General features: G+C 71.5%; 13 protein-coding genes. 7 read left to right on the top strand and 6 right to left on the bottom strand.

Annotated elements, in window-relative coordinates:
* Positions 1-33 precede the first annotated feature (33 nt).
* The 4 genes from DS079_RS08620 (at position 34) to DS079_RS08605 (ending at position 2,825) form a co-directional block, all read left to right on the top strand.
* Positions 34-789 carry a helix-turn-helix transcriptional regulator gene (locus tag DS079_RS08620; protein WP_126986574.1) on the top strand — a complete coding sequence of 252 codons (756 nt, stop codon included), beginning with the start codon at positions 34-36 and terminating at the stop codon, positions 787-789.
* A 128-nt stretch (positions 790-917) separates the two neighbouring features.
* Positions 918-1,721 (top strand): VOC family protein, encoded by an 804-nt coding sequence (locus DS079_RS08615; protein ID WP_126986572.1) that lies wholly within the window; start codon positions 918-920, stop codon positions 1,719-1,721.
* 101 nt (positions 1,722-1,822) lie between these two features.
* Positions 1,823-2,317 carry a flavin reductase family protein gene (locus tag DS079_RS08610; RefSeq protein ID WP_053918553.1) on the top strand — a complete coding sequence of 165 codons (495 nt, stop codon included), beginning with the start codon at positions 1,823-1,825 and terminating at the stop codon, positions 2,315-2,317.
* A gap of 196 nt (positions 2,318-2,513) precedes the next feature.
* Positions 2,514-2,825, top strand: coding sequence for a hypothetical protein (locus tag DS079_RS08605; RefSeq protein ID WP_126986570.1), 312 nt, complete (start codon positions 2,514-2,516; stop codon positions 2,823-2,825).
* 16 nt (positions 2,826-2,841) lie between these two features.
* Here the strand turns inward: DS079_RS08605 and DS079_RS08600 are convergent, their stop codons facing one another.
* Entirely contained in the window at positions 2,842-4,503 is a 1,662-nt protein-coding gene (locus DS079_RS08600) for an ABC-F family ATP-binding cassette domain-containing protein (protein ID WP_126986568.1), read from the bottom strand.
* Between the two features lie 136 nt (positions 4,504-4,639).
* Here DS079_RS08600 and DS079_RS08595 point away from each other — a divergent pair, with 136 nt between their 5' ends.
* The gene (locus tag DS079_RS08595) at positions 4,640-5,860 is read left to right on the top strand and encodes an acyl-CoA dehydrogenase family protein (RefSeq protein WP_126986566.1); all 1,221 of its coding nucleotides are present in this window, start codon (positions 4,640-4,642) and stop codon (positions 5,858-5,860) included.
* Position 5,861: 1 nt separating this feature from the next.
* Here DS079_RS08595 and DS079_RS08590 read toward each other — a convergent pair whose 3' ends face one another.
* The 4 genes from DS079_RS08590 to DS079_RS08575 all read right to left on the bottom strand — a co-directional run bounded on the left by DS079_RS08590 (position 5,862) and on the right by DS079_RS08575 (position 11,319).
* A complete protein-coding gene (locus tag DS079_RS08590; protein ID WP_126986564.1) occupies positions 5,862-8,156 on the bottom strand; it encodes a sodium-translocating pyrophosphatase in 2,295 nt (764 codons plus the stop codon).
* A gap of 223 nt (positions 8,157-8,379) precedes the next feature.
* Positions 8,380-8,925, bottom strand: a complete 546-nt coding sequence (locus DS079_RS08585; RefSeq protein ID WP_126986562.1) for a DUF4411 family protein — start codon at positions 8,923-8,925, stop codon at positions 8,380-8,382.
* Positions 8,925-10,085: an ImmA/IrrE family metallo-endopeptidase gene (locus DS079_RS08580; RefSeq protein WP_126986560.1), complete on the bottom strand. Its 1,161-nt coding sequence runs from the start codon at positions 10,083-10,085 to the stop codon at positions 8,925-8,927. Before DS079_RS08580 ends, DS079_RS08585 begins: the two co-directional genes overlap by 1 nt.
* Before the next feature lie 130 nt (positions 10,086-10,215).
* Positions 10,216-11,319, bottom strand: coding sequence for a DUF3387 domain-containing protein (locus DS079_RS08575; protein WP_271190692.1), 1,104 nt, complete (start codon positions 11,317-11,319; stop codon positions 10,216-10,218).
* On the opposite strand from DS079_RS08575, the gene DS079_RS17065 reads away from it, so the two are divergent.
* Both DS079_RS17065 and DS079_RS08570 read left to right on the top strand, forming a co-directional pair.
* Positions 11,306-11,464: a hypothetical protein gene (locus DS079_RS17065; RefSeq protein WP_164736161.1), complete on the top strand. Its 159-nt coding sequence runs from the start codon at positions 11,306-11,308 to the stop codon at positions 11,462-11,464. The two genes, DS079_RS08575 and DS079_RS17065, sit on opposite strands and share 14 nt — an antisense overlap.
* 99 nt (positions 11,465-11,563) lie before the next feature.
* Positions 11,564-11,860, top strand: coding sequence for a hypothetical protein (locus DS079_RS08570; protein WP_126986556.1), 297 nt, complete (start codon positions 11,564-11,566; stop codon positions 11,858-11,860).
* Positions 11,861-11,946: 86 nt separating this feature from the next.
* On the opposite strand, the gene DS079_RS08565 is transcribed toward DS079_RS08570, so the two are convergent.
* A complete protein-coding gene (locus tag DS079_RS08565) occupies positions 11,947-13,548 on the bottom strand; it encodes an L-lactate permease (RefSeq protein ID WP_126986554.1) in 1,602 nt (533 codons plus the stop codon).
* Positions 13,549-13,630: the final 82 nt, after the last annotated feature.

Genomic DNA, 13,630 nt, shown 5'->3' with positions numbered 1-13,630 from the left:
CGTCCGACGGGCCGCCGCCCTAGACTGTCGCGTGTGACGCCGCTCACGACGCCCCTGCCGGAGACCGCGCTGGCCTCCGTGGTGGACCTCGCCCGGGATCGGGCGCCCTCGCTGCAGGTCGCCGATCTCGCCGATGCGGCCGGCTACAGCCCCTTCCACTTCTCGCGCCTGTTCAGCGCGCAGCTCGGGATCGGCCCCGGCCAGTACCTGATCGCCCTGCGCGTCGGACGGGCGAAGGAGCTGCTGCTGGCGGACGACGCCGCGGTCATCGACGTGGCCTGCGAGGTGGGCTTCGACTCCCTGTCGAGCTTCGGCCGCCGCTTCCGCAGCACCGTCGGCGTCACCCCGGGGCAGCTGCGTCGCCTCGCGCAGACCGTCGCCGATGCTCCGCCGCGCCCCTTCACGATGCTGCGCCCGCACCCGCTGGGCGAGCGGGCCGTGCGGGCGGTGCTGGACCTCCCCGAGGGCACGGACCGTCGCGGCGATCCCTCGATCTGGGTGGGCTGGTACCCGCAGCCCGCACCGATCGGCCTGCCGTCCTCGGGCGTGCTCGTCACGGGCGTCGACCACGTCGACCTCCCCCTGTGCGCGGGCGCCCCGTTCCTGCTCGCCTTCGCGGTGCCGCCGCACGCCGATCCGCTGGACCTGCTCGCACCACGGGCGCCGATGGTCGCGGCGCACCCTGCGCCGCTGACCGGTCCCGGGGAGGTGACGCTCAGCTTCGGGACCTCCGCGGCGGGCGGGAGCGTGCCGATGCTCTCCGCGCTGCCGGCGCTGCGCCCCGCCTGATCCCGCGGCGCCGCGGCGGCGCGGACTGCGCATGATCGGACGCACCTCCGCCCCGCCCCCGCCCTAGCGTGGGAGCCCCGGCCGGACCGGCCGCGGCCGCCGCAAGGACCACGAACACAGGAGGAACCATGACCCGCAGCACCGGCACCACCACCTGGCTCGATCTCTCCGCGCAGGACGTCTCCGCCGTGATGCCCTTCTACGCCGGTCTGTTCGGCTGGGAGGTCGAGGGCCTCGGCGAGGAGTTCGGCGGCTACCGGATCCTCCGCAACGACGGGAAGCTCGTCGGCGGCGCGATGTCCGTGGCGGGGATGACCTGCCCCGAGGGCAGCCCCCTGCCGTCCGAGTGGGGCGTCTACCTCACCGTCGACGACGTCGACGCCCGCGTCGCCAGGGCCCGCGAGGCGGGCGGCGGCGTCGTCGTCCCCGCCGATGACATCGGCGACTCCGGCCGCATGGCCGTGGTCCTCGACTCCGTCGGCGCCCCCATCGGGATGTGGCAGCCGAAGCAGCTCGAGGGCTACGAGTTCACCGGGCGGCCCGGCTCCCCCGTCTGGTTCGAGCTGATGACCCACCGCTACGACGACGCCGCCGCCTTCTACACCGCTGTGTTCGACGCCGAGCTGGTGCCGATGGGCGAGGGGATGGACGAGGGCGGGGACGACTTCCGCTACGCGACCAACGGCTCCGGCGAGAGCGCGAGCTGGGGCCTCTGCGATGCGGCGGGGATGATGCCCGAGGAGGCCATGGGCTGGCGCGTCTACTTCGGCGTCGAGAGCACCGAGCAGGCGCTCGCGAAGGTGCAGGAGCTCGGCGGGAGCGTGCTCGACGGCCCGTTCGACTCGCCCTTCGGACGGATCACGACGATCGCGGATCCCGAGGGGGCGAGCTTCCAGATCAGCGCGATGGGCGAGGCGACGACGGAGGGCTGACCCATCTCGCTGACCTGCCACTATGACGCCGCATGACGGTCGGGTCCCAGGACGTGGGCCCGGCCGTGCGCGGGCGCGGCACGCGTCCTAGAGTCAGGAGCATGCTGACCGATTCCGCGCTCCGTGAGGCCTTCTCCCACTTCCCGCAGGGAGTGGTGCTGGTCGCCGCCGAGATCGACGGCGTGCGCCACGGACTCGTCGCCTCGACCTTCACGGTCGGGGTCTCCCTCGAGCCGCCCCTGGTCTCCGTCGCGGTGCAGCACAGCTCGCGCACCTGGCCGCTGCTGCGCGAGCACGGACATCTCGGGGTCACGGTGCTCGGCGATCGCCAGCGCGGCGTGACCCGCCAGCTCGCAGGTCCGGACCGGGAGCGCCGCTTCGAGGGCCTGGACGTGGAGGCCGACGAGCACGGCGCGCTGGTGCTGCAGGGCGCTCCCGCCTGGATGACGGTGCGGGTCCACGACGAGGTGCGCGCGGGCGACCACGACCTCGCACTGCTCGAGGTCCTCGCGATCGACAGCTCACCGGCCGCCGAGGCGATGGTGTTCCACCGCAGCCGCTTCAAGGGGCTCGTCGAGGGCGACATCGCCTGCTGAGCCCCGAGGCTGACCCCGGGGCACGTGAGACGTGTCTCAGACCGTCGGATTCCTGTGAGAAGTACGCCTCGGTCACTCCCATTTGTCGGACCGCTGTCCAACAATTGCCGTGAGACCGCATTCCGGGGCGGTCGAGCTGTTCCCCGTCGGGCCCTGAGCGCCCGAGCGGATCCTGGCTTCCGAGGAAGGACCCTCCATGCAGTTCACCCGTGCCCTCGCGGTCGCCTTCGGCGACTGGCTCGAGCGCGAGCAGATCCGCCGCGCCCTCCTCGCGGAGCGTCCCGAGCTCGACGGCGTCCTGCACCTGGACCCGGAGCGTCCGCTGCTGCGGATCCCGCGCGTGGAGCGCGGTGCGGTGATCGTGGCCCGGCTCGACGAGGAGGACGGGGCGTCCTGGCTGGTGGGTGTCGCAGGCGATTCCGATCCGGTGATGCACGAGGCCTCCTCCCCCGATGAGGCGGCGCGGATCGCGCTGGACGTGCTCGAGCCCTGCCCGCTCGCGGGCTGACGGTCACGCCGAGGCCTCAGAGCTCGGCGACCTCGCCGTCCTCCACCTGCCATCGCCGGTCGATGCGCACGGTCTCGAGCATGCGCCGGTCGTGCGTGACCAGCAGCAGCGTTCCCGTGTAGCTCTCGAGCGCCTGCTCGAGCTGCTCGATGGCGGGCAGATCGAGGTGGTTGGTCGGCTCGTCGAGCACCAGCAGGTTCACGCCGCGCGCCTGGAGCAGGGCGAGCGCCGCACGGGTCCGCTCGCCCGGGGACAGCTCGGCGCAGGGCCGGCCCACGTGGTCCGCGCGCAGGCCGAACTTCGCCAGCAGGGTGCGCACGTCCGCCGGGGTCATCTCCGGCAGCAGCGCCCCGGCCGCGTCGGCCAGCGGCGCCTCGTCGGCCAGCAGGGAGCGCGCCTGGTCGATCTCGCCGATCCGCACGTTCGCGCCGAGCGAGGCCGAGCCCTCGTCGGCCTCGATCCTGCCCAGCAGCAGCTGCAGCAGGGTCGACTTCCCGGCGCCGTTGGGGCCGGTGATGCCGATGCGGTCACCGGCGTCGACCTGGAGGGAGAGCGGCCCCAGCGTGAAGGCGCCCCGGTGCACCGCGGCGCCCGCGAGGGTGGCGACGACGCTGCCGGAGCGAGGGGCGGCCCCGATCGTGAACTGGAGCTGCCACTCCTTGCGCGGCTCCTCCACCTCCTCGAGCCGCGCGATCCGGCTCTCCATCTGCCGCACCTTCCGCGCCTGCTTCTCGCTGGACTCGGACTGCGCCCGGCGACGGACCCGGTCGTTGTCCGGCGCCTTCCGCATCGCGTTGCGCACGCCCTGGCTGGACCATTCGCGCTGCGTGCGGGCCCGGGAGACGAGGTCCGCCTTCTTCTGCGCGAACTCCTCGTAGCGCTCGCGGGCGTGGCGTCGCACGGTGGAGCGCTCCTCGAGATAGGCCTCGTAGCCGCCGCCGAAGAGACGGTGGGAGTGCTGGGCGAGGTCGAGCTCGAGCACCTCGGTGACGCAGCGGGCGAGGAACTCGCGGTCATGGCTGACCAGCACCACCCCGCCGCGGAGGCCTTGGACGAAGGCCTCGAGCCGGGCGAGGCCGTCGAGGTCGAGGTCGTTGGTGGGCTCGTCCAGCAGCACCAGGTCGAAGCGGGAGAGCAGCAGCGCGGCGAGCCCCACCCGGGCGGCCTGGCCGCCGGAGAGGGAGGTCATCGCCGTCTGCTCCGCCTCCCCCGGGCCGATCGGAAGGCCGAGATCGGCGAGCACGACGGGCAGGCGCTCCTCGAGGTCGGCCGCGCCGCTGGCGAGCCACCGCTCCAGCGCCGCGGCGTAGACGTCGGCCGGCTCGGGGCCGCCGGGCGGGGCGTCGTGCTCGAGGGCGGTGGCGGCGGCATCCAGGTCGGCGGTGGCCCGAGCGCAGCCGGTGCGTCGGGCGACGTACCCGGCGACGCTCTCCCCGGGGGTCCGCTCGTGTTCCTGCGGGAGCCAGCCCACGAAGGCGTCCGACGGGCAGAGCGTCAGGCCGCCCTGCTGAGGGGCGGCGGCTCCTGCGAGGAGGCGCAGCAGCGTCGATTTCCCGGCGCCGTTCGCACCGACCACGCCGATCACGTCCCCGGGGGCGACGGTGAGGTCGAGGCCGTCGAAGAGGATGCGGTGGCCGTACCCTCCGGCGAGGTCATGGGCGACGAGGGTGGCGGTCATCCCGGCATTCTCGCACCTGCCCGAGCGGCTGCTCCGCAACGCCGTGTGACGGCATGGGTCAGCACCCTGGCCCCGGCGGTGCACGGGACCCTAGGGTCAACCATCACCAACCGTGAGTACCGAGGAAAGGACACCTATGACCACGCTCACCGAGCTCCGCGCCCGCTTCGCCCCCGTCATCGAGACCATCGCCCAGGGGACCCTGGACCGGGAGCGCGAGCGCACCCTGCCCCACGGCGCCGTGCGCGCCCTGGCCGAGGCCGGCTTCGGGACCGTGCGCCTGCCGGTCGAGGCGGGTGGCTTGGGTGCCACCTTCGGGCAGCTGACCTCGCTGCTGGTGGACCTGGCCGCCGCCGATGCGAACCTCCCCCAGATCTGGCGCGGGCACATCGCCTTCGTCGAGGACCTCCTGATCACACCGCACGCCGAGTTCCGGCAGCGATGGCTGCGACGGATCGCCGACGGGGCGGTGATCGGGAACGCCTGGTCGGAGATCGGCTCCGTGGAGCGAGGCTCCCAGGGCACGAAGGTCGCGGTCGAGGGCGAGCACGCCGAGGTGACGGGCCGGAAGTTCTACACCACCGGCTCCTACTTCGCCGACTACTCGGACACCCTGGTCGAGGCGGCCGACGGGTCCCAGCACATCGCCGTGGTGCCGTTGGTCCAGGCCGCGGTCACGCGCAGCGACGACTGGGACGGGTTCGGGCAGAAGCTCACCGGGACCGGCACGATCGTCTACGACCGCGCACGGCTCGACGCCCAGGACGTCATCCCCTTCGAGGACCGGTTCGGCTACCAGACCGCCGTGTACCAGCTGGTGCTGATCGCCGTGCACGCCGGGATCGCCGCGGCAGTGCGCGAGGACGCCACGGCGGCGGTCGCGGCCCGCACCCGCACCTACAGCCATGGCAACGCCGACCGGGTGCGGGAGGATCCGCAGATCCTGCAGGTGCTCGGCGAGATCTCCGCGGTCGCCGCGACCGCGGAGGCGCTGGCGGGCCAGGTGGCGGAGGCGATCGAGGAGGCCGCCCGCGCTGTGGGTGCCGGCGGCGAGGAGGAGCGCTCCGCCCTGGTGGCGGCGGAGCTCGCCTCTGCCCGGGCCCAGGTGGTCACCTCCCGCTTGGTGCCGGAGGCGGCGACGCGGCTGTTCGACGCGCTCGGGGCCTCGGCCGTGCGCGAGACCTCGGCGCTGGATCGCCATTGGCGCAACGCCCGCACGGTCGCCTCCCACAACCCCTGGGTGTACAAGGCCCGCGAGATCGGCGCCTTCGAGGTCAACGGCACCGAGCCGGGATACCAGTGGTCCATCGGCACCGTGGGGTCGCGGGAGGATGCCTCGGCGCCCGTCCCCGTCTGAGTCAGCTGCCCTGCGCGTCGACGGCCTCGAGGTCGTCCTCGGTCTCGAGCACCACACCGCGGCGGATCGAGATGGTGACGGCCACCGCGATCGCGAGGATCGCGACGGCGGCGATCGCGTAGCGCAGCGGATCGGCCTGGCCGCTGAGCGCGCTCATCCCCACCACCGCGGGCGCGATCAGCACGGCGACCAGGTTCATCACCTTGATCAGGGGGTTGATCGACGGGCCGGCGGTGTCCTTGAAGGGATCTCCGACGGTGTCGCCGATGATCGTGGCCTCGTGCGCGGCGGAGCCCTTCCCGCCGTGGTGGCCGTCCTCGACGATCTTCTTCGCGTTGTCCCAGGCGCCGCCGGAGTTCGCGAGCAGGATCGCCATCAGCACACCGGAGGCGATGGCGCCGGCGAGATACCCGGCGAGCGCCGGGGCGCCGAGCCCGAAGCCGACGGCGATCGGCGCGGCGACGGCGAGCAGGCCGGGCGTGGCCAGCTCCCGCAGCGAGTCGCGGGTGACGATGTCGACGACCTTGCCGTACTCGGGCTTCGCGGTGCCCTCCATGATCCCGGCGATGTCCCGGAACTGGCGGCGCACCTCGTAGACCACGGCCCCGGCGGCCCGGCCCACCGCGCTGATGGCGAGGCCGGAGAACAGGAACACGACGGCCGCGCCGATGATCACGCCGACCAGGGTCTGCGGCGAGAAGACCACGGACTGGGCGAGGAAGTCCTGGTAGCGGTCCCCGAGCACGTCGCGGATCGCGTCGGTGTAGGAGCCGAACAGCGCGGTCGCGGCGAGCACGGCGGTCGCGATCGCGATGCCCTTGGTGATGGCCTTGGTGGTGTTGCCGACGGCGTCGAGCTCGGTGAGCACCTGCGCGCCCTCGCCGTCCACGTCCCCGGACATCTCCGCGATGCCCTGGGCGTTGTCGGTGACCGGGCCGAAGGTGTCCATCGCGACGATCACGCCGACGGTGGTGAGCAGCCCGCAGCCGGCGAGCGCGATCGCGAACAGGCCGGTCACACCGGCGCCGCCGAGCAGGAACGCCCCGAACACCGCCGCGGCGATCACCAGCGCGGTGAACACCGCGGACTCCAGTCCCAGCGAGAAGCCGGAGAGCACGACGGTCGCGGCGCCGGTGCGGGAGGTCGCGGCGACCTGCCGCACGGGACGGTCCTCGGTCGAGGTGTAGTAGCCCGTGAGATAGAGGATCGCGATGCCGAGGACGATGCCGATCACGACGGCGCCGGCGGCGACGATCCGCGGGTCGTCGATCGCGGCGGAGGCGTCCTCGATGCCGAGGGCGGAGAAGCTCGCGGGCAGGTGCACGAAGGCGGCGATAGAGCACAGCACGGCGGAGACGATCGCGGAGAGCAGGAAGGAGCGGCGGATGGTGGTCAGCGCGCTCTGGCCCTTCTTCGGCGTGGTGAGGTAGATGCCGATCAGCGCCGTGATCACGCCGATCGCGGGGACGATGAGCGGGAATACCATCCCGGCCTCGCCGAGCGCGGCCCGGCCCAGGATGAGCGCGGCCACGAGCGTGACCGCGTAGGACTCGAAGAGGTCCGCGGCCATGCCGGCGCAGTCGCCGACGTTGTCGCCCACGTTGTCGGCGATGGTCGCGGCGTTGCGGGGGTCGTCCTCGGGGATGTTCTGCTCGACCTTGCCCACGAGGTCGGCGCCGACGTCGGCGGCCTTGGTGAAGATCCCGCCGCCGACGCGCATGAACATCGCGACCATCGCGGCGCCGAAGCCGAATCCCTCGAGCACGAGCGCGGCGTTCCCGCGGAAGAGCAGCACGACGGCCCCGGCGCCGAGGAGGCCGAAGCCGATCGTCGCCATGCCGACGCAGGCGCCGGTGCGCACCGCGATCAGCATCGCGGGGTCGCGGCCGGTCTCGTGCGCGGCGGCGGCCACGCGCACGTTCGCGCGGACCGCGAGCCACATGCCCAGGTAGCCGATCAGACCGGAGAACGCGGCGCCGACGAGGAAGGCGACCGAGCGGGCGCCGCGCAGCAGCATCCCCTCCGTGCCCTCGGCACCGTGGGTGGGCAGCAGGAGCAGCAGCAGGAAGGCGATCACGGCGAAGACGCCGAGCGTGCGCAGCTGGCGGCGCAGATAGGCGGCCGCCCCCTCCTGCACGGCGCCGGCGACCTCGTCCATCGCCTCGGTGCCGGTGCGGGCCCGCAGCACCTCGGCGCGGAAGCGCAGCGCCATCGCGATCGCGATCAGGGCGATCACCACGATCACCCCCACCGTGGTGAGACTGCCCAGGGAGAGCGAGATGGGATCGGGGTTCATGAGGTCCTCCGCACGTCGTCGTGATCCGGGGTCCTTCCAGGTGCCGGAACACTAGCCCGTCGTCGGGCCGACGTACAGAACCGCGGGTAGGGAGCGGGCTCTCCACCACCGGCCCCTTGTTCCGCGGAGACCGATGGGTACGCTGGTCCCGCCGGTGACAAGAGGGTCAGGGATCCTCTTCCGCAGAGCGGATAGCCGGCGCTCTCGCGCCCGGCCTCTGCGATCAGTCGAGGCCCGGGATCGTCGGCGCTCGCGTCTCGGCACGGGGCTCTGTCTCAGCTGAGTCGACGAGATGGAGAGCTGCCCCGGTCTCCCTCAGCACGGTGAAGATGTCAGCGGTCGCCTCTCCCATGCCGGCGCAGGCGTCGGGGATCTTCACTCGCTTCTGCGCCTGCGGGCTGGGCTGCTCGTTGGTGATCACCGTGTCGCCGTGCCCGATCGCGTGTGCGATCAGGAGGAAGTCCGCCCGATCGCTGGAGAACTCATTCAGCGCTGATTGCCGATAGTTCTGGTGCCGAGCCCAGTCGCTGAGCGGTCGGAAACGCTGGACCGTGAGCTGATCGATCGGCAGGAAGAAGTCTCGACGACCTCGAGCCCATTCCGCGAGCTCATCATCGCCCTGCACGAGCTCATCACGGACGGCGTCGATGCTGATCAGCTTCCCCGTCCGGTGGCCCTGCTCGAGCCACGCCCAGAACCCGGGCGCAATGTCGAACGCGTAGTACCTGTTCTTCGCCTCGATCAGGACGTTCGCGTCGACGAGATGCATCAGCGCGTCCCGACCCGCTCGGCGAGCGCCTCGAACGTGCTGTGCTTCTTCGTGCCGAGCAGCTTGTAGGCATCGCGATAGCTGGTCCCGCCCTCGCGTGCGCTCGCGACGACCGCGCGCGCGAACTGCCTGCTGAGGCGTTGCGATTGGACGTTGTAGAAGTTCCCGCCTCCGGACCGGTTCTCCGTCGTCTCGGCGAAGAGCGCGAGGACGCGCTCCTCCTCCTGCGCATAGAGCTCCCGAAAACGCTCCCGCGGGACCAGCTCGGCGTCGACGAGACGCTGAAGGACGACGAGCGTGCTGACGGTGAAACGGCGTGCCAGGACATCGAGACCTTCGGCGGAGAGGTCGCCTCGGAACGTGGAACGCACGGATTCGATCGGCATCAGCACCTCGGCTGCGACGGCGTTGCACCACCGTTCCTCGGGAGGACCGCCTTCTTCGCCGGGTACGACGTCGGAGAGGGCGCTGCCCCCGAGCCAGACGTGCGCGAACTCGTGGAGGAGCGTGAAGATCTGTGCGGACTTGCTGTCCGCCCCATTGATGAACACCACCGGGGCCAGGTCGTCGGCCAGGGTGAAGCCGCGGAACTCCTCGGGCCGCAATGCGCGGTGCGTATCGGAACCCACCACACCATTGACCATCACGAGCGTCCCGCTCGCCTCGACTTGGTCGGACAGCAGGCGGAAGGCCGCGCTCCAGCTCGGTGCCAGAGGCTCGGTCCTCGGGTCGACGCCGAGAACCTCCTGCATTCTCTGCGCCATGACAGTGGGGTCGTCGTCGGTCGTCGCCGTCGCGACATAGGCGACAGGTTCCATCCCGTTCTCCACAGCGTGGTCGCGGAACCAGCTCTGTCGCGTCTGGCACTGGTAGATCGTGTCGAGGAGGTCCGCGGATGGGCGGGTGATCCCTGTGCCGCGCAGGGTGCGCATGTCGGGCACCGGGAGCGACTCCTCCGGCGGCGCGGAGAGGAAGAGCTGGCCGAACGGCGCATGAGTGGCCTTCGCGAAACGCTCCAGCTGCTTCACCGTCGGCCGGCGAGTCCCGGCCCTCCACTCGGTGAGCTGAGGAAACTTCCGCTCGGCGGTCTCCTCATCCCACCCGGCGCGTTCGACTGCCCAGTCGAGGATCGTCGGAGCGACATCCACATGGACTGTCACGGCGCGACCTCCCGTCCTGGTCTCTCTCGGCGCTCTACCCGGGTCTTCATGGTAGGGGTGGACACCGTCCGTGGACCGGTTCCTGTGGACGACGCCATCACGGGCCGCGACAGGTGCTTGCCGCGCATCGTCAGGCCGATGCGCCCTGCAGCTCCTCCGCATACCGGGGCGCGAGCGATTCCATCTGGTGCATGACGTTCACGATCGCCTCGCTCTGCTGGTCCGGCGGGTACTTGTACTTGCGCAGCAGGCGCTTGATGGAGGAGCGGAGCTTGGCCTTGACGTCGTCGCGCACGGTCCAGTCGGTGCGGATGTCACGCTGCATGATCGTCACCAGCTCCCGGGCGATCTGGGCGAGGGTGTCGTCGCCCTTCACGTCCACGGCCGAGGGGTTCTGTGCGATGACGTCGTAGACCGACAGCTCGTCGGTGCCGAGCGGAGGACTGAACTGCGTGCCACGGTCGGCTTCGGCACGGACCTCCTGGGCCATCTCGATGAGGCGGGCGATGATCTCCGCGGCGGTGAGCTGCTTGTTGGTGTACTTCAGCATCAGCTCGTTGATCCGCTCGGAGAACTGCTTCGAGCGGACCTCATTGCCGCGGGTGACTCGTGCCGCCTCCTCGAGGATGGTGGCCTTCAGCGCCTCGATCGCGAGCTGGGTTTTCGAGGGCTTCTTCGCCTCCTCGGTCCAGGCAGGGGTGATCGCGTCGAGCCGTTGGAGTTCGAGCCCTGCCTCCTGGTAGATGTCGACCACCCCGGTGCTCTCCGCGGAGTCGACCAGCAGTTCGCCGAGCAGGCGCCGCACTTCGTCGGTGATGGGCTCTCCGCGGGAGAGGCGCTCGCGGGCGTCGTACTTCGCCATCCACACCCGCACCTCCTTGTAGAACTGCACCTCGGGCAGCAGCGGCTGGATGTCCTGGTGCCCGGCAGCGAGCGCCCAGGCGCGGTCGAGCTTGGAGGAGAGACTGCGGAAGGCGTCGGCGAGGGGGCGGGCGTTCGGGTCCTCGGGGTCGGTGTTCCCGTCGGTCAGTGGTGAGCGCAGGAAGTTCGTGGTCGCGGAGACGGCGTCGATGAAGCCGCGGCGCACGTCGGCGTTCTGGATTGCCTTCCAGTCGAGGGTGACGATCTCGCGGAGGGAGCCGACGAGGCTGTGGACGAGCTGGGCGGCCTCGTCGACGTCGCGCCGGCCGACGCTGGGGTCGGTCGGGTCGGCATCGTGGGTGAACTCCCGCAGGGCGGCGATCTGGGCCTGGGGCGAGAGCTACCCCGACCTGATCGTCAACGACATCGGAACCTACGACGGCACCACGCTGCTGCCCGACGGCTCCCTGGTCCTCCAGGTCGATGCCGACGGCACCTGGACCATCTCCCCCAGCTGAGACCGATCAGCGGACGCCGGGCGGCCCCGCCGCCCACGCTCCTCCACCGCTCACTCGCCGTCAGCCCCACGATCTCGGGCCCCGTCGGAAGGACCTTCCATGCGCTTCACCCAGGACATGACATCTGCTTTCGGCGAGTGGCTCGAATGCGACCGCATCCGGCACGCGCTCATCGCGGAGCGCCCTGACATCGCCTCCAGGACGACGCTCCATCCCCAGCGCCCGATGCTGCGCATCCACCTCCCAGGCGGGGATGTCGTGGTCGCGAGGGCAGGAGACGACGGACCCGCCGCCTGGATCGTGGGGGTCGCCGCCTCTCCCGACCCCGTGCTCCACGACGCGAGCTCCGCCGAGTCGGCGACCGCTCTCGCGCTGACCCTGCTGGACCGCAGCTGACCGGCGAGGCGCCTCCGCCACGCAGGCCCGCACCGACCTCCTTCAGGACGGCGGCGCTCCCGTGGCCGAGGATCACCACCGCGCGCTCAGCGAAGAGTCGCGAGCACGAGGCTCCACACGCAGATCACCAGCAGCATGCCCAGGCTGGGCCCGAGCGCCTTCCTGGTGATCTCCCCCTCCCGGCCGGAGAGCCCGACGGCGCCGGCCGCGATCGCGATCGACTGCGGGGAGATGACCTTGGCGGTCGTGCCGCCGGCGGTGTTCGCGCCGACGAGCAGCGCCGAGGACACCCCGATGCCGGCAGCTGTGGTCTCCTGCAGCGGGGCGAAGAGGGTGTTGTTGTTGACGACCGATCCGGTGAGGAACACGCCGATCCAGCCGATCACCGGCGCGATCAGCGGGAACAGCGGGCCCACGGCCGCGAGGGCGGTGCCCATCGTGGCCGAGCCCCCTGAGTGGCCGGCGATGTTCGCCAGCATCAGGATCACGGCGATCAGGGCGATCGCCGGGCCGAGGCTGCGCGCCGTCGCGACCAGCTCGCCGAGCAGCCGGCGCGCCGTGACCTGTGGGGTGGTGAGGAAGGAAACGATCACCGCCAGGAGGATCGCGGTGCCGGTCGCGCCGAGGAGGGAGAGGTTCCAGGTGGCCTCGACGACGGTGCCGTCCGCGGCGGCGATCTGCCCGGTCAGGCCGGGAAGCGGGACCGCGAGCGTGGTGAATCCCAGGGCACCCGTGGTGAACAGCTCCTTCACCGGCGGCAGGGACCACAGCAGGATGAGTCCCGAGAGGATGTAGAAAGGGCTCCAGGCGACGACCACGTTGTTGAAGCTGTGGGTGCCGGGCACCGGGTCGGGGGCGCCGGGCTCGCGATGCACGCGCCTCGGCGACCACACCTGGCACACCGCGAAAACGGCCACCATCGTCGCGAGGCCGGCACCGATGTCGGCGAGCTCGGGGCCGAGGAACCACAGCACCCCGCCCTGCACCGCGCTGAAGACGAGGGAGACGGCCAGTACGACGGGGAAGGTCTCCCGCAGGCCGCGCAGCCCGTCCATGAGGATCACCAGCAGGAACGGGACCAGCACCGTGAGCGGCTGGAGCAGGAGCACCATCGCGCGGGACAGCTCCATCACCCCGAGCCCCGTCACCTGAGCTCCGACGAGGACCGGGATGCCGATCGCGCCGTATGCGCCGGCGCCGACGTTCGCGACCAGCGAGAGCACGGCCGCGCGCAGCGGGGCGAAGCCGAGCTGGACCAGGAGCGCCGCGCAGATCGCGATGGGCACCCCGAAGCCTGCGACCCCCTCGAGGAAGGCGCCGAAGGCGAAGCTGATCAGCAGCACCTGCACCCGCTGGTCCGGGGAGATCGCGCCGATCGAGGCGCGGATGATGTCGAAGCGGCCGGAGAGCACCGCCAGCCGGTACAGCCACACCGCCATCACTACGATGTACGCGATCGGCCACAGCGCGGTGAGCAGTCCGGAGAGTCCGGCACCGGCGACGGCGGCGGCGGGCATGCCGTAGGCCAGGAGCGCCACCGCCGCCTCGACGGCGAGCGCGATCAGCCCCGAGACGAGGCCCGAGAGCTTGAACACCACCATCAGCAGGAGGAACACGAGGATCGGGAGGGCGGCGACAGCGGCGGAGAGCAGGATGTCGTCGAAGGGGTCGAGGGTCTGGGTCCACATGGGAGTCGTCTCCGAGGTCGTGCCGGGGCACGGTCGCTCCGGCAGGCACGAGGGAGAGGCCCCTGTCGTCCGGTGGGACGGC

Source organism: Brachybacterium paraconglomeratum (assembly GCF_003994255.1).
Lineage (GTDB): Bacteria > Actinomycetota > Actinomycetes > Actinomycetales > Dermabacteraceae > Brachybacterium > Brachybacterium conglomeratum.
Note: the sequence above shows the minus strand (reverse complement) of the source record. Positions and strands in the feature narration are given on the sequence as shown.

Coding starts and splice junctions, on each gene's coding strand:
- DS079_RS08615 (WP_126986572.1), top strand. CDS start 918: ATGACCCGCAGCACCGGCACCACCACCTGGCTCGATCTCTCCGCGCAG.
- DS079_RS08610 (WP_053918553.1), top strand. CDS start 1,823: ATGCTGACCGATTCCGCGCTCCGTGAGGCCTTCTCCCACTTCCCGCAG.
- DS079_RS08605 (WP_126986570.1), top strand. CDS start 2,514: ATGCAGTTCACCCGTGCCCTCGCGGTCGCCTTCGGCGACTGGCTCGAG.
- DS079_RS08600 (WP_126986568.1), bottom strand. CDS start 4,503: ATGACCGCCACCCTCGTCGCCCATGACCTCGCCGGAGGGTACGGCCAC.
- DS079_RS08595 (WP_126986566.1), top strand. CDS start 4,640: ATGACCACGCTCACCGAGCTCCGCGCCCGCTTCGCCCCCGTCATCGAG.
- DS079_RS08590 (WP_126986564.1), bottom strand. CDS start 8,156: ATGAACCCCGATCCCATCTCGCTCTCCCTGGGCAGTCTCACCACGGTG.
- DS079_RS08585 (WP_126986562.1), bottom strand. CDS start 8,925: ATGCATCTCGTCGACGCGAACGTCCTGATCGAGGCGAAGAACAGGTAC.
- DS079_RS08570 (WP_126986556.1), top strand. CDS start 11,564: ATGCGCTTCACCCAGGACATGACATCTGCTTTCGGCGAGTGGCTCGAA.
- DS079_RS08565 (WP_126986554.1), bottom strand. CDS start 13,548: ATGTGGACCCAGACCCTCGACCCCTTCGACGACATCCTGCTCTCCGCC.